At 61.2% G+C, this 26,265-nt stretch carries 27 protein-coding genes; 2 read left to right on the forward strand and 25 right to left on the reverse strand.

Annotated features, from left to right (window positions below):
* Window positions 1-9: 9 nt before the first annotated feature.
* From AABA48_RS12490 to AABA48_RS12595, 22 genes are all read right to left on the reverse strand, one after another.
* Window positions 10-465, reverse strand: coding sequence for a hypothetical protein (locus AABA48_RS12490; RefSeq protein WP_338270522.1), 456 nt, complete (start codon window positions 463-465; stop codon window positions 10-12).
* A gap of 65 nt (window positions 466-530) precedes the next feature.
* Window positions 531-953 carry a hypothetical protein gene (locus AABA48_RS12495; protein WP_286350728.1) on the reverse strand — a complete coding sequence of 141 codons (423 nt, stop codon included), beginning with the start codon at window positions 951-953 and terminating at the stop codon, window positions 531-533.
* Window positions 950-1,384, reverse strand: a complete 435-nt coding sequence (gene fliS / locus AABA48_RS12500; RefSeq protein ID WP_286350729.1) for a flagellar export chaperone FliS — start codon at window positions 1,382-1,384, stop codon at window positions 950-952. Before fliS ends, AABA48_RS12495 begins: the two co-directional genes overlap by 4 nt.
* 33 nt (window positions 1,385-1,417) lie before the next feature.
* Entirely contained in the window at window positions 1,418-2,827 is a 1,410-nt protein-coding gene (gene fliD / locus AABA48_RS12505) for a flagellar filament capping protein FliD (RefSeq protein ID WP_286350730.1), read from the reverse strand.
* 370 nt (window positions 2,828-3,197) lie between these two features.
* Complete coding sequence (locus AABA48_RS12510; RefSeq protein WP_286350731.1) at window positions 3,198-4,028, reverse strand: flagellin N-terminal helical domain-containing protein; 831 nt, start codon at window positions 4,026-4,028, stop codon at window positions 3,198-3,200.
* A gap of 289 nt (window positions 4,029-4,317) precedes the next feature.
* Window positions 4,318-4,797, reverse strand: a complete 480-nt coding sequence (locus AABA48_RS12515) for a flagellar assembly protein FliW (RefSeq protein WP_286350732.1) — start codon at window positions 4,795-4,797, stop codon at window positions 4,318-4,320.
* Window positions 4,798-4,801: 4 nt separating this feature from the next.
* A complete protein-coding gene (gene csrA / locus AABA48_RS12520; RefSeq protein ID WP_286350733.1) occupies window positions 4,802-5,041 on the reverse strand; it encodes a carbon storage regulator CsrA in 240 nt (79 codons plus the stop codon).
* 23 nt (window positions 5,042-5,064) lie between these two features.
* Window positions 5,065-5,961 carry a flagellar hook-associated protein FlgL gene (flgL, locus tag AABA48_RS12525; protein ID WP_286350734.1) on the reverse strand — a complete coding sequence of 299 codons (897 nt, stop codon included), beginning with the start codon at window positions 5,959-5,961 and terminating at the stop codon, window positions 5,065-5,067.
* Window positions 5,962-5,970: 9 nt separating this feature from the next.
* Window positions 5,971-7,404, reverse strand: coding sequence for a flagellar hook-associated protein FlgK (flgK, locus tag AABA48_RS12530; protein WP_286350735.1), 1,434 nt, complete (start codon window positions 7,402-7,404; stop codon window positions 5,971-5,973).
* Between the two features lies 1 nt (window position 7,405).
* Window positions 7,406-7,897: a flagellar protein FlgN gene (locus AABA48_RS12535; RefSeq protein ID WP_045667652.1), complete on the reverse strand. Its 492-nt coding sequence runs from the start codon at window positions 7,895-7,897 to the stop codon at window positions 7,406-7,408.
* A gap of 18 nt (window positions 7,898-7,915) precedes the next feature.
* Window positions 7,916-8,203 (reverse strand): flagellar biosynthesis anti-sigma factor FlgM, encoded by a 288-nt coding sequence (flgM, locus tag AABA48_RS12540; protein WP_010943671.1) that lies wholly within the window; start codon window positions 8,201-8,203, stop codon window positions 7,916-7,918.
* A gap of 2 nt (window positions 8,204-8,205) precedes the next feature.
* A complete protein-coding gene (locus AABA48_RS12545; RefSeq protein ID WP_286350736.1) occupies window positions 8,206-8,586 on the reverse strand; it encodes a rod-binding protein in 381 nt (126 codons plus the stop codon).
* Between the two features lie 142 nt (window positions 8,587-8,728).
* On the reverse strand, window positions 8,729-9,826 hold the full coding sequence (locus AABA48_RS12550) for a flagellar basal body P-ring protein FlgI (RefSeq protein ID WP_286350737.1): 1,098 nt from the start codon (window positions 9,824-9,826) through the stop codon (window positions 8,729-8,731).
* A gap of 153 nt (window positions 9,827-9,979) precedes the next feature.
* A complete protein-coding gene (locus AABA48_RS12555; protein WP_010943674.1) occupies window positions 9,980-10,660 on the reverse strand; it encodes a flagellar basal body L-ring protein FlgH in 681 nt (226 codons plus the stop codon).
* A 98-nt stretch (window positions 10,661-10,758) separates the two neighbouring features.
* On the reverse strand, window positions 10,759-11,508 hold the full coding sequence (gene flgA, locus AABA48_RS12560) for a flagellar basal body P-ring formation chaperone FlgA (protein ID WP_286350738.1): 750 nt from the start codon (window positions 11,506-11,508) through the stop codon (window positions 10,759-10,761).
* Between the two features lie 9 nt (window positions 11,509-11,517).
* On the reverse strand, window positions 11,518-12,306 hold the full coding sequence (gene flgG, locus AABA48_RS12565; protein ID WP_286350739.1) for a flagellar basal-body rod protein FlgG: 789 nt from the start codon (window positions 12,304-12,306) through the stop codon (window positions 11,518-11,520).
* A gap of 58 nt (window positions 12,307-12,364) precedes the next feature.
* Window positions 12,365-13,093, reverse strand: coding sequence for a flagellar basal-body rod protein FlgF (gene flgF / locus AABA48_RS12570; protein WP_286350740.1), 729 nt, complete (start codon window positions 13,091-13,093; stop codon window positions 12,365-12,367).
* A 27-nt stretch (window positions 13,094-13,120) separates the two neighbouring features.
* On the reverse strand, window positions 13,121-13,873 hold the full coding sequence (locus AABA48_RS12575) for a FliA/WhiG family RNA polymerase sigma factor (RefSeq protein ID WP_014552072.1): 753 nt from the start codon (window positions 13,871-13,873) through the stop codon (window positions 13,121-13,123).
* On the reverse strand, window positions 13,870-14,799 hold the full coding sequence (locus tag AABA48_RS12580; RefSeq protein WP_286350741.1) for a MinD/ParA family protein: 930 nt from the start codon (window positions 14,797-14,799) through the stop codon (window positions 13,870-13,872). The genes AABA48_RS12575 and AABA48_RS12580 overlap by 4 nt, the downstream gene beginning before the upstream one ends.
* Entirely contained in the window at window positions 14,796-16,157 is a 1,362-nt protein-coding gene (gene flhF, locus AABA48_RS12585) for a flagellar biosynthesis protein FlhF (RefSeq protein ID WP_286350742.1), read from the reverse strand. The genes AABA48_RS12580 and flhF overlap by 4 nt, the downstream gene beginning before the upstream one ends.
* The gene (gene flhA, locus AABA48_RS12590) at window positions 16,147-18,237 is read right to left on the reverse strand and encodes a flagellar biosynthesis protein FlhA (RefSeq protein ID WP_286352533.1); all 2,091 of its coding nucleotides are present in this window, start codon (window positions 18,235-18,237) and stop codon (window positions 16,147-16,149) included. The genes flhF and flhA overlap by 11 nt, the downstream gene beginning before the upstream one ends.
* Before the next feature lie 359 nt (window positions 18,238-18,596).
* Window positions 18,597-18,737: a hypothetical protein gene (locus AABA48_RS12595; protein ID WP_338270536.1), complete on the reverse strand. Its 141-nt coding sequence runs from the start codon at window positions 18,735-18,737 to the stop codon at window positions 18,597-18,599.
* Window positions 18,738-19,104: 367 nt separating this feature from the next.
* On the opposite strand from AABA48_RS12595, the gene AABA48_RS12600 reads away from it, so the two are divergent.
* Both AABA48_RS12600 and shc read left to right on the forward strand, forming a co-directional pair.
* A complete protein-coding gene (locus AABA48_RS12600) occupies window positions 19,105-19,716 on the forward strand; it encodes a TetR/AcrR family transcriptional regulator (RefSeq protein ID WP_286350743.1) in 612 nt (203 codons plus the stop codon).
* Between the two features lie 80 nt (window positions 19,717-19,796).
* On the forward strand, window positions 19,797-21,989 hold the full coding sequence (gene shc, locus AABA48_RS12605; protein WP_338270539.1) for a squalene--hopene cyclase: 2,193 nt from the start codon (window positions 19,797-19,799) through the stop codon (window positions 21,987-21,989).
* Here shc and AABA48_RS12610 read toward each other — a convergent pair.
* From AABA48_RS12610 to ftsA, 3 genes are all read right to left on the reverse strand, one after another.
* The gene (locus AABA48_RS12610; RefSeq protein ID WP_338270541.1) at window positions 21,976-23,667 is read right to left on the reverse strand and encodes a radical SAM protein; all 1,692 of its coding nucleotides are present in this window, start codon (window positions 23,665-23,667) and stop codon (window positions 21,976-21,978) included. The genes shc and AABA48_RS12610 overlap by 14 nt on opposite strands.
* Window positions 23,668-23,825: 158 nt before the next feature.
* Window positions 23,826-24,977: a cell division protein FtsZ gene (ftsZ, locus tag AABA48_RS12615; RefSeq protein ID WP_286350746.1), complete on the reverse strand. Its 1,152-nt coding sequence runs from the start codon at window positions 24,975-24,977 to the stop codon at window positions 23,826-23,828.
* A gap of 51 nt (window positions 24,978-25,028) precedes the next feature.
* Entirely contained in the window at window positions 25,029-26,264 is a 1,236-nt protein-coding gene (ftsA, locus tag AABA48_RS12620; RefSeq protein ID WP_010943689.1) for a cell division protein FtsA, read from the reverse strand.
* Window position 26,265: the final 1 nt, after the last annotated feature.

The following is a 26,265-nucleotide window of genomic DNA, read 5'->3' on the forward strand; positions in this document are numbered from 1 at the left end:
ACTCCGGGATCAACGGGCAGCCTTGTCCCCGAGCGCGGCAAACAGTTCCCGCCACTGCTCCAGGTGAGGTGCGAGCTCGTATTCCAGGAGATCGGCGATCAGGACCCAGTCTTTGCGCTGCTGGGCGGCCATGGTCTCCTGGAGGAGCGTGTTGAGTTGACTCACGAATCGCTCAAGCGTCACGTTGCCGACAGGGGTGGTGGAAAAATCGACGCCGAGTACGAAGGCAACATCGGCAAGCGCCCTGATGAGCATATCGAATCCGCCCAGGAGTTCAATATAGTGGTCCAGGGCCGCCCGTTCGTTCCCCGCCCGGAACAGGCCGGCCGTGGTCAGCGTAAACCGCTGCAGTTCGGCAGCGTGCGAGGCCCCGTCATCGAGGACGGCCCGAACGACCAGTGCGCCGTCTTCCGGGGTCTGGCCGGGCGGCGTCTGCCGCTTGTTGGCTTCAGCATAGGTATTCATCAAATGCCTCCTTGCATGTGGTGCTTTGCGTCCGGCGACAAGCCGGTCCGCGCGGCCGCCCGGTCTCAGGCGGTCCTGCTCATGTTGTGCTTCTCCTCCCGACCGCCCTCATAACTATGGAGAGCGTTTCTGCCCCGGGCAAGGGCCGACATCTCCTCACCGAGAGTAACAAGGCGTTCTCGGGCCAGGGCGATTACGAGGGAGTCAAGCTCGACGATTTTCTTGGTCGACTCCTCCTGGAGACGACGAAATGACGACAGGAGTTGCTCGACATCCCCGTGTCCAGTGCCCTGCGAGGCCAGGGAGGAAAGGCGGCCGTTAAAATCGTCGAGGGACGTCATGATGCGTTCGCGACACGCCACCGCCTGTTCGAAATCCTCGGAGCTGTTGGTGTCGAAGTTGCGCAGCAGTGCCTCCGCCTCGGACAAGAGGAGGTTGTAGAGTTCTTCACCGCTGGCCAGCAATGCCGTCAGGTCCGCGGCTGTCATCGTGCCTGTCCCGCCACGTAACCCGGCTGATGCACGGAAGGGGGCACAACGTCGCGCTCCCGCTTCCAGATATCGATCGCCTCGACCCAGGAATCGCGGAGCACGGTCAGAATCCTGATGGCGTTCTCCAGAGCCCGGGGCGAATTGTTGATGTTGGCGTTGATATACTCATCGATGACATAGATATAAAGCTGCTCGAGGCGCTGGGCGATGCCGCCGCCCACGTCATGGTTGAGGGTATTCATCAGTTCGGAAACGATTGCCTGGGCCTTGCTGATGTACTTTCCCTTACCGGCGAGATCTTTTTTCTCCATCCGCTCGAGGGCGATCTTCGAAAAGTTGATGGCGCCGTCATAGAGCATGATCAGGATCTTTTCCGGGCTGGCAGTCCCGACCTGGGTGTTCTGGTACTGGTTGAAAGGGGTCAGCATTCCTGTTCCTCCTGGTTGTGACTCGTGCGATCGCTATGACCCGTACAGGTAATTTATAAGCGAATTCCCCTGCGTTGTGAGACTGCTGACAAGGGTTTCCATGGCGGTAAACTGCTTTTTCAGGGCCTCTTCCTTGCGTCCCATCCGCACTTCCATGGCATCAATCTGGTCGTCGATGCTCTTGATGGTGTCGTTGAGCCCCCGCACCCGGCTCGAAATGATGCCGTTGGCAGTGGAGGACGGCCCCTCATAGGCATGGGTAAAGCGATCGATGACCTTCCTGAATTGCTCGGCAACGCCATATTCTTCCGTGTCCAGGTTGGAGACGCCGCCGTTTTTCGTGAACAGCTCCACCACATCGTTGAAATTGCTGCCCAGTGCATCGGCAAGCTTGGTCGCGTCAACGGTGAGCGTGCCGTTGGACCGGTCGGTGGTAATGCCGATATTGGCCAGGGTGGAGTATTTGCCGGTTATCCCTGCCACGGGAGTGGTCAGGACATTCTGGAGCTGCGTCTTCACGCTGCGGAGGGTAGAGTCCCCGGAGAGGACCCCTCCTTTCTTGGTAGTCGCATTGTATTCGGACTGCTTGTTGATCTGCGACATGGCTGCGTTGTAGGCGCCGACGAAGTCGTTGATCTTCTTGGTGACCCCGGATGTGTCGTTCCCCACGGTCACCGTGGTGGTTGCCCCCCCCTCCTTGAGCAGGGTGAGAGTCACGCCCGGGATTACGTCGGTGACGATGTTGGAGGTCTTGGTAATGGCGATGCCGTTTACGGAGAAACTGGCAGCCGCTCCCGCCTGGTAGGCCGGACCCGACTTGGTGATGGTGGGCGTGGCATAGGCGGTGCCGCTGGCCGGATCGCCGGTGAGCCCAGAGAAGTTCAGGGTGTAATTGTTCGTGTCCTTGCCGGTGATAACAAGCCGGTAGGGATTCGCCGAACCGTCGTTGATAATCGACGCGGTCACGTTCGCACCGGAAGCATTGATGGCCGAGGCGATCCCCTGAAGGGAGTTCTGGCCTTCGGCAATGGTGATGGGAGTGGCTACTCCACTGATGGTGAAGGTGCCGGTCTTGAAATTGAGCGCGTCTGCCGAGGCATATCCCTGGTCAACAACCTGCCGCTCGTTCTTTGCCAGGGAGGTTACCGTCAGGTTAAAGCTGCCCGGCGATGCGATGCTGGACGACGTGGCCGTCGCGACCGTACTGTCCCCCACTGACGTGGTCTTGCCCATGAAACCTGTGGCGGTATTCATCCCGGCAGCCAGGGTCTTGAACGAATTCAGCAGGTTCGTGACCTGAGTATAGACATCGATCTGGCTGCTGATCGTGCTCTTCTTGCTCTCCAGGATCCGCTCGGGTGCGCGCTCCAGGTACATAAGCTGGGAAATGAGCGTATTTGAGTCCAGTCCCGTTGCCAATCCGCCAAACGATACGCTTGCCATGTGCGTTTCCTCCTCGGGAACCGGAGATGCAAAACCGGCTCCACCTTGAACAGTACGGCAAAAAAACGCTTCCGGGGAAGGAGTATGGCGCTTCCAAGCCGCGCAGCCCCTTGCCGTGAGTGCATCACCCTGCCGGGGTGCTACCCCCGCTTATACGTATCGACCTGACCGGGAAAAACTTTAGTGACGAGTGACTGAAGGAGTCAAAAAACCGACCGAACCGGCAAGGGAACGGCGCAGTAAAAGTCAGATTATCGACAAGGAACGCTGCGGAAGAAGTAGGTGCGGGACAACGTACGCCTCAGGCACAAAGAAAGGGAGGGAGGCATTTGCCTCCCTCCCTTTGCATGACCTGGACTGCCAGTCGGAATTAACGCAGGAGCGAAAGGGCCGACTGCGGGGTCTGGTTGGCCTGGGCCAGGATGGCGGTGCCGGCCTGGGTCAGGATCTGGGCACGGGTCAGGGCTGCGGTCTCGGAAGCAACGTCAACGTCGCGGATCCGGGATTCGGCGGCGGAGAGGTTCTCCACCGACACCTGGAGGTTGTTGATGGTGGACTGGAGGCGGTTCTGGACCGCACCCAGGGTACCACGGATGCTCGACACGTTCGCGATTGCCGAGTCGATCTGATCAAGGGCGGCCTTGGCGGCGGCACCGTTGTTGCCGGTGACGCTGGAGGTTCCCACGCCGATGGAGCTGGCGCCGGCGGCGCTGATGGAGACAGAGATCACATCATTGCCGGTGTTGCGGGAGCCGACCTGGAACGAGTAGGTGGCGGAGGTGCCGTCCAGCAGCTTGGCGCCGTTGAACTCGCTGGAGCTGGCAATCCGGTCGATCTCGCCCTTGAGGGCCTGGAACTCGGAGTCGATGTAACCACGCTGCTCGGAAGAAACGGTACCGGTAGCGGCCTGGGTGGCGAGCTCCCTCATCCGGACCAGGATGTTACTGACCTCGTTCAGCGCGCCTTCAGCGGTCTGCACGAGCGACACGCCGTCGTTGGCGTTACGGACGGCCTGGTTCATGGAGCGGACCTGGGCTCTCATGTTCTCGGAGATGGCCAGACCGGCGGCGTCGTCACCGGCGCGGTTGATCCGGTAGCCGGAGGAGAGGCGCTCGAGGGACTTGCCGAGTGCGAGCTGAGTTACGTTGAGGTTCCGCTGGGCGTTGATGGATGCGACGTTGGTGTTGACTGTGAGTGCCATGGTGTACTTCCTCCTTGAGTGTGATTCGGGGTTTCCTTACCCCTTGGTGTGTGAGCCGAAAGCCTTGACGTTGCCGGCGCCCGCCCGGGCCCGACGCGGTTGCCGTTCACGCCCCGTCTTTCAGCTTTCATCTTCGGTCAGCGTGCGAAGCGCCGCCATTTAGTTCATGTATCGGCGGCAGCCGGAAAAGCTTTAGAAAAAAATCACTGTGCCCTCATTTTTTTTCGCAAAAAACTGCCTTCCCGTGAACAACAGGAAGGCAGTTCAAAGATTACAGCCGGTTATCAGATCACGCCGCCGTAACCTCGCCGGACGCGTTCCTCTTGCCGGGCGCCTTGCTCCTGGCGGCCTGATCAAAGAAGGGATGCTTGGTGGTATACCTGCTCCCCTCCAGGACGATCTGCTTGGCAAGCATCCGCTTCGGGTTGAGAGCGATGGGCCCCTGGAGGTTGACCGTGATATCGAAGGGGTCGGAGGCCATGGTCACGACCGCCAACAACACCACCTCATCGCCGGCGTTCACGCAGAGCTTTTCGCTCTCCTCGGCGGTGAGCTTCACCGCATAGTCCGGCGCACACTCCTTGGTGTCTACCACCACGAAGGCCAGTTCCGGGTTTTCCACCGACTGGAGCCAACAAAAGGGTGTTATGTTTTGCGGGGTGAGCAGCACAAAGCGTTTTTCGGAGAATCCGAGCATCCCGTCGGGGAGGGTGATGATTTTCGCCTCTTCAACTGCTATCTCGCCGAAGCGCGTGGTGGTCACGTTCACGTTATTACTCCTTCCCGTCCGCGACGAGGCAGGTTACCGCCTTCTCCAGGTCCGCCAGACTCCATGAAGCGGCGATCTGGTTTTCGCGCTGAACCTTGAGGTAGATTTCCTCACGGTAGATGCGCATGTCGTTGGGGGCCTCGATGCCGAGCCGCACTTGGTTTCCCTTCATCTCCACCACCTTGATCCTGATGGAATCGCCGATGGTGACTACTTCTCCCATTTTTCTGGTCAGTACTAACATACGCCCTCCTGGCGCCCTTCCCCCTACGAGAGGTAGTCAAGAAGTGAAATCTGTGAAATTTTTCCCGACGCCGCGATTGCAGCTTGAAAAGCCGTCTGCTGTTTGGTCAGGTCGCTGATGACCTGCATGAAGTCCACATCCTGCTTGTCGGAGAGGACTTTTGTGAGACTGAACTTCATCTCCTCGATGACGTTCTTCTGGCCTTCGAGCCGGTTCATGCGGGCGCCGAGATCGGTGCGGGTCGACAGGACCTGGGAAAGGGCATCCTCCAGGTTCGGCAGTTCCGCCTGGACGGCGGTCTGGTCGTTTGCACCCAAAGCGGTGATCAGGTTGTCGAACACCCCGATAATATCTGTGCCGGTGGAGCCCGGCGGAGTCCCCCCCCTGAGCAGTTCGCCGCCGGAGTAGTTGATCGGCACGAAGGCCCCCCGGTCGATCTCGATGGTAATGCTGTCATCGGTGCCGTTGAACGCGCCCGTTGAATCGAAGGGAGGGGTGTCGTTCTTGAATCCTCCGAACACGTAGCGACCGTTGAGCTGGGTATTGCCGAGCTGAATGAGCTGATTGCGGAGCTGGACGATCTCGTTCATGCCCGATTCCCGGGCCTTGGCGTCGCTGGTGGCGTTGGCCATCTGCACCGTCAGCTCCTTGGCCCGGGTGAGCACGTTCCCCATCTCGTCCATGGCTGCCTCGGTCATGGAGAGCCAGGAAATGCCGTTGGAGATATTGCGCGAATACTGGTCCCCTGCCGCCATGAGCGACTTCATGTGGAGAATCTGCTGCGCGGTGACCGGATCGTCCCCCGGCGCGCTGATCTTCACGCCGGTGGCGGCCTGCTGCTCCAGCTCCTCGGTCCTCCGCCGGATCGTCTGGAGGCTGTTGAGAACCAGGTTTGCCGTGGTGTTTTGTGTAACTCTCATGGCACCGTCCTATCGAACGAGCCCGAGGATGACGTCCATCATCTCGGTCCCCGTATTGATGAGTTTTGCGGCCCCCTCGAAGGCCTTCTGATACTTGATGAGGTTTGCCAGTTCCTCATCCAGAGAGACCCCTGACTGGGATTCACGCAGATTGTCCAGCTGCTTCAGGACGCCCTCGGACAGCGTCGCGCTACGCTCTGCATTCTGGACCGACACGCCCACCTTTCCCACCAGGGAGTTGTAGAAACCGCTGAGGGTCATGTTTCCGCCCGACAGGGGCAGGATCTTGTCGAACAGGGAGGCGATATCCTTGGCATTGGTGTTGTTGCCGGACCCTCCCACAGAGGGATCGGAATTGGCGGCGGCAATGTCGTTGCTATTGGTGATGGCGACGGATATCCCGCCCAGCCCGCTGTATCCCGCCATGGTCGCCGGCGTGGAGAAGAAGTCGAGGCCTGTGGAACCGGTGAGGCCGAAACCGCTGGAATGCACCGCATTCACCTCAGTTGCCAGCGTATAGGCCAGTTCGTCGAGATCGGAGAGAAAGCCGTTCACCAGAGAATCACGGACCTGGAGCGTCCCCCCCATTTCACCCTGGCTGTTACCCGGCCCCCCCACGATGGAGCTGATGTCCACGGCGGTAGTGCCGCCCGGAGCAGTGGAGTAGATCCTGTAAAAGCCCGAATTCGCCGCATCGGGCTGCAGCGAAAGGACTGCCGCATCTTTACCCAGAACCAGCGGCTGGCCGAGGGAGAGGCTCACGCTAAGGGTGCCGTCGGTCTGCTCCATGTACGTGATGCCGACCTTTTCGGCGAGCTGGCGCACGGCCAGGTCGCGCTGATCGCGCAGCTCATTGGCCCGGGCGCCCTGAATCTCGATCTGCTTGATCTGCTCGTTGAGGGAGGCGATCTTCCGCAGCTTATCGTTGACGTCGGCGGTAACCCCTTCCAGGGACTGATTTGCCTCGGTCCTGATGTCATTGAGGTAGCTGTTGACCCGCTTGAACTGGTCAGCAAGCTGCTGCCCCCGCGCCAGGATCGCCTGCCGCTCGGGCTGGCCCTGGGGGTTGGCGGTCAGATCCTGCCAGGCGCTGAAAAAATCCTGCAGCGACTTGCCCAGGCCATCGGTGGTGAACTCGTTGAAAAGCTGCTCGGCTCGCGTCATGGAGGCAAGCACCGTGTCGCTCCACCCCTTGGTGGTGCTTTCGGACTTGAGCTGCATCTGGAGGAAGTCGTCATAGGCCCGCTGGATTTCCGCGACCCTTACCCCGTTGCCGAGGGGGAACCCCCGCTCCTGTGAAACGGTGGCGGTGGTGAAGACGGTGGTCTGCTTCGAATAGCCGGGCGTGTTCACGTTGGTGATATTCTCGCTTGTGACCTCGAGAGCGAGACGCTGAGCGGTGATGCCCGATTTGGCTATATCGAGAAGGCTCAGGATACTCATGTCAGATCTCCTTCCGGAGGATGCCGCCAGAGGAACGTTCCACCATGGAGCCGGAATTGCCGTACGTCTCGGCAACCGTCAACCGGCTCTGGAAAAATGCAAGGGACCTGCCCACCGTAACCATCGAAGTTTCGAGCAGCCGTCGGTTATCGGCAATCATTCCCTTAATCTCCTGGGCAAGGGTTGACAGCCTGGTCTGGAGTCCGGCAAGCTCTGTCTTCTCTGGCGAGGGGGTTCCGGTCAGGAGGGGTGACAGGGTTGCCTCACCCAAGCCCCTGACACGGGCTTCGTCGGCAATGACCCGGCGGCAGTCGTCATCCAGTTCCTCCATGTGAGCCGCCACCTGCACCTTTTGCTCGACCGCGGCCTGGAGTCGCTCGGCCTGGAGCGCCACGATGCTCGCGCGTTCCTCTTCCAGCAGCCTGACCATTTCCTCCATGCTCGCCCCCCGGGCGTTCAGAAGCTCAACAAGCCGTGACAGTCCTTTGTCCATCCCCTGCTTCTCCTCTCGCTAAACGTTCGTTCCTATCATGCGCATCGCCACCGAGCGGGCGTCGACCCGGTACGCCCCTTCGATCATCTGCTGCCTGACCTCCGCTACCCGCTCGGCACGGAATGACTCGCCGTTGCCGGCCGCATCCTTCAGGCTGTCAATGGCCGACTTGCCGATGGAGAGCTCTACCCGCTCCGCTACCGGCGTCGTTCCGGCCGCTGCTGCTTGCCCCGCGTCCGCCTTCGGCGGTGCAACGGGAAGCGCCCCCACGCTGGAAAGGGATACGATATCGTTATCAATCAGCATGGCTATCGGGCACCGGCCTTTTTATCCGCGTCCGGCTTGGCCGCCGGCACCACGGAGGGTTGCGTTTCGTGGGGAAGGAGCTGCTGCTCGATGAGGGGGGCCAGACCGAGCCCGCCCGACGCCGCACAGGCCGTGGCATACTCCTGGTCGAGCATGGAGCGGAATATCTCTTCGCCCCTGCCGCCGCCGGTGAGGTCATCCTTGCCCACGGTGTCGCGCATGGACTTGAGCATCATGCCGACGAATACGGCCTCGAACTCCCGGGCCACCTTCTTTGCCGCCATCCGTTCCTGCTCGGCCTTCCCGGCCCGGGAAGCCAGTTGCTGGACGCGTGCCGTTTCGGCGTCTGACATGAGAGTTTCGGTCGGCATACTTGTACGCATGATTCACCTATCGGCCAACTTCTGAAAAACTTTAGCCTTACCGGCCCTGTTCTGAGGACAGCATGTTATGTGCCAAACTGCACGAGAGGGCACCCGCGGGCGCCCTCTCGTGCAGCAAATACTGTATAGTCAAGGACAGGTGTCAGATGACCGACAGTTCTGCCTGCATGGCCCCGGCAGCCTTGATTGCCTGGAGAATGCCGATCAGGTCCCGCGGCGTCACCCCCAGGGCATTGAGGGCGCGCACCACGTCACCGATGCTGGCACCCTCGCGCAACACGGCCAGTCCGCCGCTTTCCTCGGAAACCTTGATCCCGGTACGGGGCACGACGACGGTTTCGCCCGTGCGGCTCAGGGGTTGGGGTTGGGAAACCCTCGGCGTTTCCTTGATCAGGAGAGTCAGGTTGCCATGGGAGACCGCAACGGTGTCGATGCGGACGTTCTCGCCGATGACGATGGTGCCGGTTCGTTCGTTCAGGACCACCTTCGCCGGATTATCGGGGCGAACATCGAGGCGCTCCATGTCGGCGACGAATTCCACCACCCGCCCCTGGTAGGCGTCGGGGAGGGAGATCATGACCGAACCGGGATCATTGCAGCTGGCTACGCCGGCCTTGAACTGCTCATTGACCGCCCGGGCGATGCGCGTGGCAGTGGTGAAATCCGGCTGGTGCAGGTTGAGCCGCAGTTGCGACCGGTCCGCCAGAACGTTGGGCAACTCCCGCTCCACCAGCGCTCCGTTGGGAATCCGGCCGGCCGTGGGGTGATTTTTCTGGGCCGTTGCCGCCTGGCCGCCGTAGGAGAAAGAGTTGGTCAGCAGTCCGCCTTGGGCCACGGCATAGACCTGGCCGTCGGCTCCCTTGAGGGGGGTCATGAGCAGCGTGCCGCCGGCAAGGCTCTTGGCGTCTCCCAGGGATGAGACGAGCACGTCCACCCTGGTCCCCTGCTTGGAGAAGGGGGGAAGCTCGGCGGTCACCATGACCGCGGCCACGTTCTTCACCTTGATGTCGTCGCGGTTCACGGTGATGCCCATCCGCTCCAGCACGTTGGCCAGAGACTGGACCGGAAACTTGGTCTGGTCGCTGTCGCCCGTACCGTTCAGGCCCACGATGAGGCCGTAGCCGATGAGCTGGTTGTCCCGTACCCCGTCAAAACTGGCGATATCCTTGATCCTGATCGCCAGGGCCAACTGGGGAAGGGTCAGAAGAAGTGCCACTATGCAGATGATTTTTTTGGTCATGGTTTTTTCCAAATCACTGTCAACTCAGGAAACGCGATTTTTGTGCAAGGCCAAGGCGGTCGAGGATTCGCGCGGAGGCGTACCCCTCGGTACGCCGCACAAGCGAACCCGGAGACCAACGCCGGGATTGCGCAAAAGGCGCGTTTCCCTCCACTAGAAGGGCCAGATATAATCCAGAATATTCATAAGCCACCCCGGCCGCTGCCGGTCGCTGATGACGCCGTTGCCGGTGTAGGAAATCCGCGCGTCGGCGATCATGGTCGAGCTGATGGTGTTGTCCGGAGATACGTCCCGGGGGCGGATGGTTCCCTGGAGAACCAGGATCTGGTCTTCGTTGTTAACCTTCACGTTACGCCGGCCTTCGATCAGGAAGTTGCCGTTGGGAAGGACATCGGTAATTTTGGCCGTCATGGTTGCCAGCAGGTTTTCCTTGCGGGTGGTGGCGCCACTCCCTTCGTACTTGGAGTTGGTGCTGGCCCCGAGCAGGTTGTTGGGATTGGCGTTGGTCAGCTTGCTGAAAAGGGTTGAGCTCTTTTCCAGCCCCATGAGATAGGGGACGCTGGCCGACACCTCGGCCTTGCGCTCGGTGTCGGTGGTGGCCTCTTTGCTGGCGCTCGCCTGCTCGACGATCAGAACGGTGATGATGTCGCCCCGGCTGCGTGCTTTGTGATCGACGGCAAGGCCGGTGGTGGACGCTTGCCAGATGGAGCCGTTGGCATAGCTGGGCGGGGCCGGCCGGAGCTGTTCGTCAAAGGTCGGTGTCCGCACCTCGGTCTTTTCCACGGCGCACCCGGCCAAAGCGAGACAGATTATTGACATGGCCAATCGTTTCACTGACGTATCTCCTCACTCCCCGTCAGAAACGAAATTTTTCGTCCTGACAAGCAAACCCTCAACCTGACGCCGTCGCGGCGAAAAAGGCTCGTTTCCCCCTAGAAATCCACCTGCACGGTGCCCACATCGATCACCCGCGCGGGGATCTCCTTCAAGGACCCCATATTCTGGACCTTGATAATATCTCCCTCGGCGCCGTTGCCCCGAGCCTTGCCGGTGGCCGTAAGGCGCAGGGCGGGGCTTTCGGCGATGATGGTAACCAGTTGGCCGCTCTTCACCAGGGGCACCTTTTCAAGGCTTGCGCCGCTCAGGGGGGTATTGGCCCGGACCGCATTCTTGACGCGCTTGCCCACCACCTCGTCGACACTCCGGTACACCCTGCCGTTGACCGAAGAGATATCCCGCTTCTGCACTGTCACATCATCGCTGGTGATAATGTCTCCCCGTGCTAGGGGATGGGCGGCAACCACCGCATCCGCCAGAGCTTCCACGTCGACGGTCACGGGGATATTCCGCTGCACCCGGTCGTCGACTCTGACGATCAGGGCCAGGTTGGCCCGACCCCACCCTTCCCAGGAGCGGGGCGCCTGAACTTCGTAGGTAACCGCCCCCGCCGGCAGTTTCAGATCACCAATGGGAGCCATCTTACGGATCTCCGTCTCGACCCCCAAACCGGCGGTCCGCTCCCGCACGTATTCGGCAACCACGCTCCGGAGCCCGGCTTCCTTGACCACCTGGGTCCCGGTGGTTGCGAACGCGACCCCGATGCCCATCATGCAGACGAAGAAGGCTATCGCTGCAGCGCGCATCACCACTGATCGTCCCTTTGCCAACTGTTTACCGTTCACGGTTCATCCTTACCGGCGCAGGTTATTGGCCTGCTGGAGCATCTCGTCGGCGGCCTGGACCGCCTTGGAGTTGACCTCGTAGGCCCGCTGCCCCACGATCATGTTCACCATCTCTTCCATGACGCTCACGTTGCTCATCTCCAGGAAGCCCTGGGCCAGGGTGCCGATCCCGTTCTGCCCCGGGGTGCCGGTGGTGGGAGTGCCCGAGGAATCCGACTCCTGGAAGAGGTTGCGCCCGAGGGCGGTGAGCCCCGACGGGTTGGAGAAGGTAGCCAGTTGGATATTGCCGATATTGGTGGGCGACGTCTGGCCCGCCTGGGTGACCGACACGGTGCCGTCGTTGCCAACGCTGATGGAGGTGGCGTTACTGGGCACCACCAGCTCGGGGAGCATGGGATAGCCGTCGGAAGTGACCACCCTGCCCTGGTCGTCGCGCTTGAAGGATCCGGCGCGGGAGTAGGTCGTGGTGCCGTCGGGCATCTGGACTTGGAAGAAGCCGTCCCCCTCAATGGCGATATCGAGCTCATTGCCGGTCTGGTTGATGTTCCCCTCGCTGAACAGCTTCGTCACCGCGGCCAGCTTGGCGCCAAGGCCGATCTGGATGCCGCTCGGCACCTGGGTGGAACTCGTGGATGGGGCGCCGGAGGTTTTCAGGTTCTGGTACATGAGATCCTGGAAATCGGCACGGCTCTTCTTGAAGCCCGCGGTGTTGACGTTGGCCAGGTTGTTGGCGACGACGTCGATGTTCGTCTGCTGGGCCTGCATCCCTGAGGCCGCCGTCCACAATGCGCGAATCATGTGTTACCTCCGTTTGTTATGGGGCTCTGGCCGGCGGAGCGGCAAGAAGCCCCGGTTGCTAGACTTTCCCAACCTCGTTGGCTGCCTTGCCGGCCATATCGTCGTAGGCCTTGACCGCCTTCGAGCACATTTCAAAGAAACGCTGGGTCTCGATCAGTTGGACCATCTCCTGGATGGCACTCACGTTCGACAGCTCCAGGTAGCCCTGGCGCACCGGCTCACCCTGTACGGGCTGCGGCACGGCCTGAGGATCGGCGGGCACGAAGAGGGCGTTGCCGTTCTTCTGGAGCGCATAGGGTTTGGGGAAATCAACCACTTCCAAAGTTCCCACCGGGCTGCCGTCCACCAGGACTTCCCCCCTGGCGCTGATATCCACCCGGCTCCCGTTGATGACGATGGGGCCGCCGCCCGAAACCTCGTAACCGTCTGCGGTTACCAGCTTGCCCGTTGCGTCGAGCTTGAAGTTTCCCTGCCGGGTGTACGCCTTCCCTTCGGGGGTATTGACCACGAAGAACCCGTCACCGTCGATGGCCAGATCGAACGTATTGCCGGTCTGGGAGACCGAGCCGCGGGAATGGTCGGTGAAAAATGCGGTTTCTGAGTAGACCGGAGCGTCGGTGGTGCCGGCCTGGGGGGCCTTGCCGGCGGCCTGGAGGAGGCTTTCGAAGGTCATCCGGTCCTTCTTGAAGCCGGGGGTGTTCACGTTGGCCAGGTTGTTGGAAAGGACGTCGAGCCGCTTCATGGCTGCGATGTTGCCGGAAAGTGCCGAATAGATGCCGCTGTTCATAGAGTATCCTCCAGGGGGGTGCCGCCCCTACCTCATGTTCTTCATCTTGGCCCGCAGCCGCACGATGGCCTGGCTGTGAAGCTGTGAGATGCGCGACTCCGACAGCTCCAGCACGGCGCCGATTTCTTTCAGGTTCAGTTCCTCGTAGTAGTAGAGGGTAATGACCAACCGTTCCTTTTCGGGAAGCGACTCAATGGACTCGGTGAGCGAATCGAGCATCTGGCGCGCCATGAGCTGGCTCTGGGGGTTCTCGATGGAGGTGTCGGCCAGGATATCCAGAAGCCCGAAGGGGCTGCCGTCGTCGTCCTCCCAGGACTCATCCAGACTGACGAAGGAGAGGAGATGGATCTCCTCCAGCATCCGGTAATACTCGTCCACACTCATCTTGAGGGCGGTGGCCACCTCATCGCTGGTGGGATTGCGCCCCAACTGGTGCTCCAGGAGCACGAATTCCTTCTCCAGTTTCTTGAACTTGTCCCGCAGAGACCGGGTCAGCCAGTCCTGGGAACGGAGTTCATCGATAATGGTTCCCCGGATCCGCTGCTCGGCAAAAGTCTTGAACTGTACGCCCCGGGTCGGGTCAAAGCGCTCCGCAGCGGTGATCAGACCAATGATCGCCGCGCTCATGAGGTCTTCCTGGTCCAGATGCGGGGGAAGCTGGGATGCGATCCGCCCGACCAGGAATTTGACCAGTGGAAGATGGTTAACGATGAGCTCGTCGCGGGTCTGGGCCACCGACCGTTGGGCCTCCTGCTCGTATGCCTTCAGCATGCAGTTCATAGGCTCTCCACCGGGGCGCCGAGGAAGCGCCGGAAGAAGAACTGGACGTTCCCCTTCACGCGCCGCTCGCCGCTGTTTTCAAGGATGCGCCGCGCCAGCGTGGTGAAGCAGCCGGCCGCAGCCGAATCGGGGCACAGCTCCAGCACCGGCTTCTGGCTCTTCACCGCCTCCAGGACGGCATCGTCGCGCACAACGCATCCGAGGTAATCGAGAGAGATGTCAAGAAACCGGCTCGTCACGTTCGACAGTTTGGCAAACACCTGCAGGGCGTCGTCCGTATCCCGGGCCATGTTGACCAGAACCTTGAAGTAGCGTTCCGAATGGCGTGTCGCCAGGAGCTTGATCAGGGCATAGACGTCGGTTATGGAGGTCGGCTCGGGGGTAACCACCACCACGATTTCCTGGGAGGCGCTGTTGAAGTAGGTGACGTTGTCCGATATGCCGGCCTCGGTATCAATGACGAGAATGTCGAAATCCTCTTCCAGGGCGTCCAGTTCATCCATGATCTTCACCCGTTCCTGGAGCCCCAGGGAAGTGAAGTCGGGCAGCCCGGAGCCGGCCGGGATGACACGGATGCCGCCGGGACCCTCGGTTATGATCTCGTCAAGGCGCTTCTTGCCGGAGAAGACATCGTTCAGGGTATGATCGGGGGCAATGCCGATCAGCACGTCGATGTTGCCGAGCCCCAGGTCGGCATCGATGACCAGAACCTTCTTGCCGCGCCGGGCAAGGGCAAGGGCCAGGTTCACCACCACGTTGCTCTTGCCGACTCCGCCCTTGCCACTGGTCACGGAGATGACCCGAACCCCCTTCTGGTTCTGGCCTTCGCCGGCAGAGGCCTTCGTTGTCTTGCGCTGTTTTTTCACGGAAGTGGCAAGCTGACGGAGGCTGTCAGCCTGGTCACCCGTTGTCGCTGCGAGGTTCATTGCTTACTCTCCCCCAAAACCAGCCCGGCAAGCCTGCCGGGAGTTGCAATCTCCAGATCTTCGGGCACCCGTTGCCCGGTAGTGAAGTAGGAAAGCGGGAACTTGGTCCGCAGATGCGCGTTAACGATACTGCCATAGCTCTCGCTCTCGTCCAGCTTGGTGAAGATCACGCGGGAAACCGGCAAAACGCCGAACCGCTCCACAATTTCCACCACCTCCCGATCCCTGGTGGTGGCTGCCAGACAGAGGTGAATCTCAATGGCGAAGCGCGACTCCAGGAACCCCTTGAGTTCTTCGATCTTCTCGCTGTCCTTGTGGCTGCGGCCTGCCGTATCGATCAGGATCAGCTCCTTGTCGGAGTGGAGTTCGATTGCCGCCTCCAGTTCCGCCGCGGTGGCAGCCACCTCCACCGGCACGCCCATGATGCGCGAGTAGGTCTTCAACTGCTCCACGGCTCCCACCCGGAAGTTGTCGATGGTGATCAGGGCGGCCCGGTGCCCTTCGCGCAGGGCGTAGTGGGCGGCCAGCTTGGCGATGGTGGTCGTCTTGCCGACCCCTGTCGGTCCCACCAGGGCGATGATCCGCGGGCCGTTCTTTTTGACGGTCAGGGGGCCGGAGCACTTGATGGCGCTCTTGAATGCCTGGGGCAGGAACGAACGGATCGTCTCCACGGTCCCTCCCTTGCGGGCCTCCGGCTTCAGGTGGTCCATGACGGCCCTGATGGCGCCCCGCTCAAGCCCCTTGCGATGGAGTTCGGTCACCACCACCCGGAGCGCCGCCTTGATGCCGCCGGATGCCTTTTCGATTTCGGCCTGAGGTGCCTTGGCCGGCGCCGGATCTGCCTCTGCTTTCTCGGCGGACTGCTCCGCCCCCGCTTCCTTTGCGGCCAGGGTCTTGAAGAGGATCTTCTTCATCTCTTCCAGGTCCTGCTTGGGAATGGAGCGCGGATTGAACTCACGGGCAGCCGGTGCCTGAGCCTCTGCGGCAGCGGCACTTTCCTCGCGACTTTGCGCCTCGGCGGCCCTGGCCTTGGCCTCCGCCTCCTGGCGCGTCATCTGCTCCACCTTCAGGCGCAGGTCTTTCAGCTCGCGGGCCAGGGGGGCCAGCATGGAGTTCTCCAGCATCTCCTTGGCCGAGAGGTGCTGCTCCTGGGCTTCCCGGTAGGGATTGGGCGCCGGCTGGCGCGGCTTCACCTCAAGGGCCGCCGTCACCTTGATCACGGGCTTGCTGAAGAAGCCGAAGAAACCTTTCTTCCGCTCCTTCTTGGAAGAAATGATCATGGCGTCGGGCCCCAGTTCGGCCTTCACCATCCGGAGGGCTTCGGACATATCCACCGCTTCGAAAGTCTTAACCAGCATTGAGCGTCACCACCCCTAACGATTGGATTTTTATGCCTGACGGCACCTCGTTGTGCGACAGAACCACCAGATTGGGCACGAACCGTTCGGTGAGCTTTTTGACATGCCGCCGGATGGACGGCGAAGCCAGCAGTACCGGCTGGGTTCCGATCTGGTTGAATTTTTCCATCTCCTGCCGAATCCCGGAGAGGATCAGCTGGGCCGTATTGGGTTCGATGGCCAGGTAGCTCCCCTGATCCGACGGCTGGATCGCCTCGGCCACGACCTCCTCGACCCGACGGTCGAGGCTGATGAGACACAGGGTGTCGTCGTCCCGCTTGTATTGCTCCACGATGGAGCGGCCCAGTCCCTGGCGGACGAACTCGGTCAGGGTGTCCGGGTCCTTGGTAAGCCCGCCGTAGTCGGCCAGGGTCTCCAGCACGGTCCGCAGATCGCGGATGGAAACCCCTTCCCGCAGCAGGTTCCTGACGACACGCAGCACGGTTCCCAGGTTCAGCAGGTTCGGCACAAGGTCTTCCACAACCTTGGGGAAGGAGGAGGAAAGGTTGTCAAGCAGCTGCTGGAGCTCCTGGCGCCCCACCATTTCGTGGGAATGCTTGCGGATGATCTCGCTGATGTGCGTGGCGATGATGGTGGTGCTGTCCACCACGGTGTAGCCCGCCAGCTGTGCCTGCTCCTTCAGCTCGGGCCTGATCCAGATTGCGGGGAGCCCGAATACCGGCTCCGTGGTCCGGACGCCCTCGACCGGCATGGAAACGGCTCCCGAATCCATGGCCAGGTACTGCCCGGCCATCTCGCCGCCGCCGACCTTGGCACCCTTGATGAGGATGTTGTACTCGTGGGGCTTGAGTTGCAGGTTGTCGTGGATGTGGACCGGAGGCACCACGAATCCCATCTTCTGGGCATACTGGCGACGAATCGAGCGAATCCGCTCCAGAAGCTCGCCTTCCTGGGCCGCATCCACCATGGGGACGAGACCGTACCCGACCTCCAGCTCCAGCATGTCCAGAGGGCGGATGGCGCCGGCCTGGTCGCCGGACTCCCCGGTCTCCGCCGGTGCCGGCAGCGTCATGAGGTCGTCCTCCACCACCTGGGCTCTCTCCTTGGCCAGCCTGCCCGCCATGTAGGCCGCTCCGGACAGGAGGAAGAAGGCCACATGGGGAAGCCCCGGGATGAGGCCGAAGGCGAAGAGAACCCCCGAGGAGACATAGAACGCCTTGGGATAGTTGAGGAACTGGCCCGAAATCTCGTGGCCGAAGTTCTTCTCGTCGGCCGAGCGCGTTACGATGATACCGGCGGCAGTGGAGATGATGAGTGCCGGAATCTGGGCCACGAGCCCCTCGCCGATGGTCAGCAGCGTGTAGTTCGAGAGGGCGGCCTCCAGGGGCATGCCGTTCTGCCAGACCCCGATAATGAACCCGCCAATGATGTTGACCAGCATGATCAGGATGCCGGCGACCGCGTCGCCGCGCACGAACTTGCTGGCACCGTCCATGGAGCCGTAGAAATCGGCCTCGCGTGACACCCGTGACCGGCGGCGCCGGGCCTCTTTCTCGTTGATGAGCCCCGAGGAGAGATCCGCATCAATGGCCATCTGCTTGCCGGGCATGGCATCCAGGGTGAAGCGGGCCGCCACCTCGGCCACCCTGCCGGCGCCCTTGGTGATGACCACGAAGTTGATGATGACCAGAATCAGGAAGATGACCGCGCCGACCACGTAGTTGCCGCCGACCACGAACTGGCCGAAGGCCTTGATCACGTGCCCGGCGGCATCGACTCCTTCGTTGCCGTGGAGGAGAATGAGCCGGGTGCCGGCCACGTTCAGCGCCAGCCGGAAGAGCGTTGTAACCAGCAGTACCGACGGGAATACCGAGAAATCCAGGGGCTGCTGCGTGTAGAGGGCCACCAGCAGAATCGCCAGTGCAATGGTTATGTTGGCGGCCAGGAACAGATCCAGCAGAAACGCCGGCAACGGGATGATCATCAGGGCCAGGACGCCGATCAGCGCCACAGCCATATAGATATCCGAATTGCTTTTTGTAGGCTGGAGATCGACTGCGTCCACCGCCATGTTGGCCATGAGAAATTCCTGTCGTGAATTCAAGCGCTTTCCGCGCGCATCACTCTATCTGCAACCGTTGTGCCAGTTGACCTACGAGAAACAAACCGGGAATGTCGGATCAAATCGGGAGGGCGGAGAATCTTTTTTTATGGAAAGGGCTAAAGAATCTTGCGAGTTGGCCGATAAGAATCATGTGCTGTCGTATCGACAGCTTTTTGAAACGGAACAGTCAATGTTTTGACCACCCCCCATCTAACACGTTAATAAATCGGGAAAATATTCAAAACCCCTTCCTGAGCGCAACAAATCATAAAAACGCCGCTCCCATCTCGGGGTGCGGCGTTTCCATTTAATCCTGAGGGGCGCAAGCAAGCCCGTTATCTTACCTCAATTCCTCCCAGAACAATGGCACCCTGCTCGACGATCAGACTGCCGACGATGGAGGTGGCGTCACCATGGCGGCCGAAAAGCACCGCCGCCCCCCCCCTGACCGTCAGGGAAAGGGGACGGGCCAGCACAAGATTGATCCGTTGTGGAGCCGTGCAGAACAGAGAGCGACGAGCCTTCGGATGCCAGATCCAGGGCCGCCTGGACCGGGGGGTAGGAGGGGTTCGGCAAGAGGGTCCGTGCCGCGGCCAGAGTGACGTAGCCCCGGTTCCAGGCCGAAATAGAGGAGACGGCGCATTTTCTCCCGCAGTTGTCTCAGCTCCTCGACGCTCTTGGTGGTCAGGCTCCGGGGCGATACGTAGGTTGACATGGTCAGCCCCTCCCCCCGAACGTCGGCCGATAGTCCTGCGCCACACAGCCCTCCAATCCATTCAACGCTTGACAGCTTGCCCTTGATCCTCTATTTTGCGTAAAGTTCAATTAACACTGTTAAGCGTTATGACCTTACGAGAACGCAGGCAAAAGCACAAGGCTCTTTTTCGTCAGGAGATTCTCGACGCCGCCCGGGAACTGTTCGCCCAAATCGGATACGAACGGTTCTCAATGCGTAAGCTTGCGGCCAAAATCGAGCATTCCCCCACAACCATCTACCTCTATTTCCGCGACAAGGACGACCTCCTCTACTCTCTCTGCGAAGAGTTGTTTGCCAAGCTTTTTCAGAGCTACCAGGACATCTCGAATGGCCACAGCGACCCGCTGCAGGTGTTGCGTCTCTGCCTCCTGAGCTATATCGAGTTCGGGTTGGCGAATCCCGACCACTACAAGGTCGCCTTCTTCACGAGCCCTGTCGTCTATGGTTCGCCGACGGAATTTCTGCAAAAGGATAGCATGGGACGGCGCACGTACTTTCATATTCTCCGGACCGTCGAAGAGGCTATGGCTGCTGGCACGCTTCGCCCCATGGATGCTGACCTTCTCGCACAGACGTTATGGACAGCCGTTCATGGCGTCGTGACATCGCGTATTTACTCTGCCGACTTCCCCATGGTGGACGCGGCCCTCCAGGCAGAGACGCTGGTGGACGGGCTGCTCGTCGGCTTCGGCACGTAAAATTTTTTACCATATTATTTACACTGTTAACTGAAGATACCATGGTTAATCTTCTTGCCGATCAGGTAAAGGAGGCACGAATGACAAAGGGAATACTCCACAAATTTGCAGTGATAGCCGGCACAAAGAAAGCCGGACCTCCGGCCGGGGAAGAACGCACCGTCATCGCACCCTTAAAAGAGATAACGGGAAAGGCCGTCCACTGCCGTCAGGCTGTCAAAAAGGCGGAGCAGTATCTCCTGTCACTCCAGAACCCGGAGGGGTACTGGGTTTTCGAGCTGGAGGCGGACGTTACGATACCGTCTGAGTACATCATGCTTCAGCGGTTCCTCGGCAGGGAGATTTCCCCGGAACTGGGGAAGCGGCTGGAGAACTATCTCCTGGACCGGCAACTGCCCGACGGCGGCTGGCCCCTCTACGCCGAGGACGGATTCGCCAACATCAGCGCCACGGTCAAGGCGTATCTCGCCCTCAAGGTGCTGGGGCATTCACCCCAGGCACCCCACATGATACGCGCGCGCCTCATGGTCCTCAGCCTCGGCGGCGCGGCCAGATGCAATGTGTTCACGCGCATCCTGCTGGCCCTGTTCGGTCAGATTCCCTGGCATACCCCGCCGGCAATGCCCGTGGAAATCGTGCTTCTCCCCCAGTGGTTTTTCTTCCATTTGAGCAAAGTATCCTACTGGTCGAGAACCGTCATTGTCCCTCTGCTGCTGCTCTACGCCAAGCAGCCCGTGTGTCGACTGCGGCCCGAGGAGGGGATCCCCGAGCTGTTCAGCACGCCGCCCGATAAACTGCGTCACCTGGACGGCTTTCAACCGGGGTACTGGCGGAAAAACGCCTTCATCATCTGTGACCGCCTGCTCAAGCGCTTCAACCGATTCATTCCTTCCGCCCTGCACCGGAAAGCCATTGCCGAAGCAGAACAGTGGACCAGGTCCCACATGCAGGGCAGCGGCGGGATCGGCGCCATTTTCCCGGCCATGGCCTATGCGGTCATGGCCCTTCGCGTACTCGGCTGCGGAGAAGGGGACCCTGACTATATTCGCGGACTGCAGGCCATCGACGACCTGCTCCAGCACCGGACTCCGCAGGAAGCAGACCCCCCCCGCACAGACGGTACGTGCATTGACAGCGGCATGTCGGCGGCTTTTGCCCTCACCCCCTCTGCCCACGGGGCAGCGGACGGTACAGGGAGCAGCAGCATCTGCCAGCCGTGCAATTCCCCGATCTGGGACACCTGCCTGAGCCTTTCGGCGCTCATGGAAGCGGGCATGCCCGCGAGCCACCCCGCGGCGACACAGGCTGTTGAATGGCTCTTGTCACAGCAGATCCTCTCGCCCGGAGACTGGTCGCTGAAGGTGCCCGACCTGGAGGGGGGTGGATGGGCGTTCCAGTTCGAGAACACCCTCTACCCCGACCTGGACGACACCTCGAAGGTCATCATGTCGCTTCTGCGGGCCGGCGCGCTGGAGAATGAGCGCTACCGCGACCGGATCGCCCGCGGCGTGAACTGGGTGCTCGGGATGCAGAGCAGTGACGGCGGGTGGGCCGCCTTTGACATCGACAACAACTACCACTACCTAAACGACATCCCGTTCGCCGACCATGGGGCGCTCCTCGACCCGAGCACATCTGACCTGACGGGACGCTGCATCGAACTCCTCTCCATGGTCGGTTTCGACAGGACGTTTCCGCCCATCGCGCGGGGGATCGGGTTCCTGCGCTCGGAACAGGAAGAAAACGGCGCCTGGTTCGGCCGCTGGGGGGTGAACTACATCTACGGTACCTGGTCGGTGCTGTCAGGCCTCAGGCAGGCCGGTGAAGATATGCAGCAGCCCTATATCCGCAAGGCGGTGGGTTGGCTGGCGTCATGCCAGAACCACGACGGTGGATGGGGAGAAACCTGCTATTCCTATGACGATCCTTCGCTGGCCGGCAAGGGGGCAAGCACCCCGTCCCAGACGGCCTGGAGCCTGCTGGGGCTCATGGCCGCGGGAGAAGTCAACAGCTTGGCCGTTCGGCGGGGTGTACGCTACCTGCTCGACCACCAGAACCAATGGGGAACCTGGGAGGAAAAACATTTTACCGGAACCGGTTTCCCGAGGGTCTTTTACCTGCGCTACCACGGGTACCGCCACTTCTTTCCCCTGTGGGCGCTCGGCGTCTATTCACGGCTCAGCTCAGGACAAAAGGCCTGTCAGGACGAGCGTCGCCATGCATCCCCCGGCGATCTCCATCTGCCTTGGCTGGAGAGGATCAAGAAACGATAACGGCCTCACGGCGGGGGAACGCCTCCAGATATTCCCGCCTGAGCCGGTCGACGCCGGCGCTGCCGATGACGTCCCACGGCAGCGTTTCGTCAAGGGGAATGTTTCGGTAGACGAGCAAATCGGTGTCGACATCGAACTCCCGGGCGGCCCGTTTCCAGCTCCCCAGTTCGGCGGAACGGAGCAGAAACGCCGAGAGCCGGCGGTCGCCCCGGGAGAGGAGCGCCTGAAGATAGGCGTCCTTGGGGCTCTCGGCAATGAGCCGGACGTTTGACAGCTTCCCTACCGCCTGCTGGAGGTATTTGAGCTTTTTCTCCAGGGAGGCCGTATCTTCCATGCCGCACCATTGGAACGGGGTAAACGGTTTGGGGACAAAGGGGTTCACCGACAGGACAATCTCGCCGAGGCGCCGGTTCTTTTTGGCAGCGGTGATGACCCGCTCCCGAACCTTTCCCACCAGGGCTCCCATCTCCTCCAGGTCGTCCATGGTTTCGGTGGGGAGGCCGATGATGAAGTAGAGCTTCAGGTTCAGGATATCGTGGCCGATCAGGAGGTCGCAGGCGGCTAGAATCTGCTCTTCGGTCAGGTTCTTGCGCACCAGGTCACGCATCCGCTGGCTGCCCCCCTCCGGGGCCAGGGCCACCGTCTTGTGGCCGCTCGCCTTGAGCACTTCGATCATGCCGTCGTCGAGTCGGTCGATCCGCAGGGACGAGACCGACACCTTCCCCCCCTGCTCAAGGATGAACCGGCAGAGTTCGCCGATGTCCCGGTGATCGGAAACCGCTGCTCCCACGAGGCCGATCTTCCCACGACGGGCCAGTCCCTCCACTGCCTGACGCTTTAATTCATCAAGGGAGCGCTGGCGGTACGGGAGGTAGATGAACCCGGCCGCACAGAAGCGGCATCCGCGGGGGCACCCCCGGGAGACCTCCATGAGGTACATGTCGGAAAACTCCGTGTCCGGCGTCAAAATCCCGGACACGCTCTCCCGACGGTCAGGATCAGCCATCATCAACCGGGCAACCTGCTCCGGCGCCCCGTGGCCCGCACGGCGGCCAGCCACGCGAACGCCGTCATAGCTCACGTCATACAAGGCAGGAATATAGATCCCCGGCAGACGCGCGGCCTGGGCAAGGAAAGACTCCCGCTCGACGATCCCCTCGGCCCGCGTCAGTTCCAGCAGCGGCTGGAGCAGCTCTTCCCCCTCCCCCACGCAGACCAGGTCGAGAAAATCCGCCACCGGCTCGGGATTGAGGAACAGAGCCGCGCCTCCGGCCATAACGAGGGGATGGGCGGGCCTCCGCTCCGATGCCAGGGACGGAATGCCGGCCAGGTCGAAGATGACCGGGATGTTCAGATAGTCGTTCTCGAAGGAAACCGAAAAGGCGATGATGTCATAGGAGCCGAGAGGCTCCCCCGACTCCAGGGAGAGGAGCTTCGTGCCGTTCCTGCGATACTCCCGCAGATCATCGGCATCGGGGAGGAAGGCCCGGTCACAGAGGATGTCAGGCTCTTCGTTCAACAGGGCGTGAACCGACTGGAATCCCAGGTTGCTCATCCCCACGGCATAACGGTTGGGGTAGACCAGGCAGACGGTCAGTTTGCCACCGCGCCGCTTGGGGGAAAAGCCCTCCTCCCGGCTCAGGAGACGGCGGTTTTTCTCGATGATTTTCCACGACATGGGGGATCAGGGTACCACGAAGGGAGAAGAGGGAAAAAGGGAAAAAAAGACCCGGCCCCCCTGGAGGGGGTAAATGGGGAGCCGGGGAATGAAAGCAGAGACCGGAACTGTTCCGGCGTGCCGGCCGCGACCAGCGAACGGCACGCCGGAAAATGCTGCTAGTCGACGGACTTCCTCAGGAAGGTCGGAATGTCGTACTGGTCCTCGTCGTCGATGAAGAACGCCTTCTGCCGCGAAAGCGAGGACTCGCGGGTCTGCTGGTTGCGGACAAAAGTCGGGATGTCGCGGTTCACCTCGGCCTTGCCGAAGGGGGTGACGTTCTTCAGCTCCTGGCGGGCCTTCTCCATGTCGAAGCGGTCGCCGAAGCCGGTGGCAATAGCCGTCACCTTGAGCTGGTCACCCAGGGTTTCGTCGATGCTGACGCCGATGATGATGTTGGCGTCCTCGTGGACCTTCTCGTGGATGGACCGGTTCACCGCCTCGAACTCGTCCATGGTCATGGAGGAGGAACCGGCGATGTTCACCAGGACACCCTTGGCGCCGGAGATGTCCACCTCTTCCAGCAGCGGGCTGGAGATGGCGCGCAGGGCGGCTTCCACTGCCCGATTCTCGCCGGACGCGATGCCGATACCCATCATGGCCATGCCGCGCTCGCTCATGATCGCCTTCACGTCGGCAAAGTCCACGTTGATGAAGCCGCTGGTGGTAATGAGGTCCGAAATCCCTTGGACCGCCTGGCGGAGCACGTCGTCAGCCGGCTTGAAGGCATCGATGATCGACATGGACTTACCGGCGAGGCCAATGAGCCGGTCATTGGGGATAACGATGAGCGAATCCACGTGTTTTTTGAGTTCGCGAATACCTTCGTCGGCCTTGGAAAGGCGCTGCTTCCCCTCGCGGGAGAAGGGCTTGGTCACCACGCCCACGGTAAGGGCGCCCACTTCCTTGGCCACCTCGGCAATGACCGGGGCCGCGCCGGTACCGGTGCCGCCCCCCATGCCGGCGGCCACGAAGATCATGTCCGCGCCCTTGAGGAGTTCCGCCACCTGCTCCCGATCTTCCAGAGCGGCCTCGCGACCTTTGGAGGGATCGGCGCCCGCGCCGAGCCCCTTGGTGAGCTGCCGCCCGATCTGGATTTTGGTGGGTGCCTTGGAGATGCGCAGGGCCTGCACATCGGTGTTGGCCACGAGGAAGTCAACCCCTCCTACCTGGTTGTCAATCATGGTGTTGACTGCGTTTCCGCCGCTGCCGCCCACGCCGACTACCTTGATCTTTGCGCACTGGTCAATGCTTTCATCGAACTCGAACATACCCTACCCCCTTGTTGGTCTAACTATGATGATGCAAGTGAATGAACTGAATCAGAAAAATTCCCCGAACCACTCTTTCATCCGGCGCGTTACCCGCCGGAACATGTTCTCGTCGGTCTGGGCCGTGGGGAATTCGCGGATGCCCACGTTCTTGCTCCCGTACACGACGAGTCCCACGCCGGTGGCATAGACCGGCGAGTTGACCACGTCGGTGAGCCCGCCGATCTGCTGGGGCAGTCCCCGGCGTACGGGCAGATTGAAGACCTGCTCGGCCAGCTCCGGCATCCCTTCGAGGATGGTGGTCCCACCGGTGATAACGATCCCGGAAGCGATAAGATCCTCGAAGCCGCTCTTAACGATCTCCCGGTTGACCAGGGTGAAGATCTCTTCCACCCGGGGTTCCAGGATCTCGGCCAGAAGCTGGCGGGAAAGAACCCGCGGCTTGCGGCCGCCCACGCTGGGCACTTCGATGGTTTCATCCTTGCCCACCATGGATGCCATGCAGCAGCCGTACTTCTGCTTGATCTTCTCCGCCTCGGCCATGGGAGTGCGCAGCCCCACGGCGATGTCGTTGGTCAGGTGGTTGCCTCCCAGCGACAGGACCGCCGTGTGCTTGATGGCGCCGTCCACGAAGATGGCGATGTCGGTGGTGCCGCCGCCGATATCGATGAGCGCCACACCCAGCTCCTTCTCGTCGGCCGAAAGGACCGATTCGGAGGAAGCGAGTTGCTCGAGCACGATGTCTGCCACATCGAGACCGGCCCGGTTGCACGCCTTGATGATGTTCTGGGCGCTGGCCACGGCGCCGGTAACGATGTGGACCCGGGCCTCGAGCCGCACCCCGCTCATGCCGAGGGGCTCGCGGATGCCGTCCTGATCGTCGATGATGAACTCCTGGGGAAGGATGTGGATCACTTCCCGGTCCATGGGAATGGCAATGGCCTTGGCCGCATCAATGACCCGCTTCACGTCCTCGGAGCTCACCTCGCGGTTCTTGATGGCGATAACCCCTTGGGAGTTGATCCCCTTGATGTGGCCGCCGGCAATGCCGGCATAGACCGAGCGGATGTCGCAACCGGCCATGAGTTCAGCCTCGGAGACCGCCTTCTTGATCGACTCGACGGTGCTCTCGATGTTGATCACGACTCCCTTGCGCATCCCCCGGGAGGGACTAGTGCCGATACCGACGATGTCGATGCCGTCTTCGGTCACGTTACCGACGATGGCACAGATCTTCGTCGTGCCGATATCGAGCCCGACGATCAGATTATCCCTTCTTCCCGACATA

Source organism: Geobacter sp. 60473 (assembly GCF_036323535.1).
GTDB classification, from domain to species: domain Bacteria; phylum Desulfobacterota; class Desulfuromonadia; order Geobacterales; family Geobacteraceae; genus Geobacter; species Geobacter sulfurreducens.

Coding starts and splice junctions, on each gene's coding strand:
- ftsA (WP_010943689.1), bottom strand. CDS start 26,264: ATGTCGGGAAGAAGGGATAATCTGATCGTCGGGCTCGATATCGGCACG.
- ftsZ (WP_286350746.1), bottom strand. CDS start 24,977: ATGTTCGAGTTCGATGAAAGCATTGACCAGTGCGCAAAGATCAAGGTA.
- flgK (WP_286350735.1), bottom strand. CDS start 7,404: ATGAGTATCCTGAGCCTTCTCGATATAGCCAAATCGGGCATCACCGCT.
- shc (WP_338270539.1), top strand. CDS start 19,797: ATGACAAAGGGAATACTCCACAAATTTGCAGTGATAGCCGGCACAAAG.
- AABA48_RS12495 (WP_286350728.1), bottom strand. CDS start 953: ATGACAGCCGCGGACCTGACGGCATTGCTGGCCAGCGGTGAAGAACTC.
- fliD (WP_286350730.1), bottom strand. CDS start 2,827: ATGGCAAGCGTATCGTTTGGCGGATTGGCAACGGGACTGGACTCAAAT.
- flgM (WP_010943671.1), bottom strand. CDS start 8,203: ATGCTGATTGATAACGATATCGTATCCCTTTCCAGCGTGGGGGCGCTT.
- AABA48_RS12610 (WP_338270541.1), bottom strand. CDS start 23,667: ATGTCGTGGAAAATCATCGAGAAAAACCGCCGTCTCCTGAGCCGGGAG.
- AABA48_RS12545 (WP_286350736.1), bottom strand. CDS start 8,586: ATGCGTACAAGTATGCCGACCGAAACTCTCATGTCAGACGCCGAAACG.
- fliS (WP_286350729.1), bottom strand. CDS start 1,384: ATGCTGACCCCTTTCAACCAGTACCAGAACACCCAGGTCGGGACTGCC.
- AABA48_RS12550 (WP_286350737.1), bottom strand. CDS start 9,826: ATGACCAAAAAAATCATCTGCATAGTGGCACTTCTTCTGACCCTTCCC.
- flgL (WP_286350734.1), bottom strand. CDS start 5,961: ATGAGAGTTACACAAAACACCACGGCAAACCTGGTTCTCAACAGCCTC.
- AABA48_RS12600 (WP_286350743.1), top strand. CDS start 19,105: ATGACCTTACGAGAACGCAGGCAAAAGCACAAGGCTCTTTTTCGTCAG.
- AABA48_RS12490 (WP_338270522.1), bottom strand. CDS start 465: ATGAATACCTATGCTGAAGCCAACAAGCGGCAGACGCCGCCCGGCCAG.
- AABA48_RS12510 (WP_286350731.1), bottom strand. CDS start 4,028: ATGGCACTCACAGTCAACACCAACGTCGCATCCATCAACGCCCAGCGG.
- flgF (WP_286350740.1), bottom strand. CDS start 13,093: ATGAACAGCGGCATCTATTCGGCACTTTCCGGCAACATCGCAGCCATG.
- AABA48_RS12535 (WP_045667652.1), bottom strand. CDS start 7,897: ATGGACAAAGGACTGTCACGGCTTGTTGAGCTTCTGAACGCCCGGGGG.
- csrA (WP_286350733.1), bottom strand. CDS start 5,041: ATGTTAGTACTGACCAGAAAAATGGGAGAAGTAGTCACCATCGGCGAT.
- AABA48_RS12575 (WP_014552072.1), bottom strand. CDS start 13,873: ATGAACTGCATGCTGAAGGCATACGAGCAGGAGGCCCAACGGTCGGTG.
- flhA (WP_286352533.1), bottom strand. CDS start 18,237: ATGGCCAACATGGCGGTGGACGCAGTCGATCTCCAGCCTACAAAAAGC.
- flhF (WP_286350742.1), bottom strand. CDS start 16,157: ATGCTGGTTAAGACTTTCGAAGCGGTGGATATGTCCGAAGCCCTCCGG.
- AABA48_RS12580 (WP_286350741.1), bottom strand. CDS start 14,799: ATGAACCTCGCAGCGACAACGGGTGACCAGGCTGACAGCCTCCGTCAG.
- flgG (WP_286350739.1), bottom strand. CDS start 12,306: ATGATTCGCGCATTGTGGACGGCGGCCTCAGGGATGCAGGCCCAGCAG.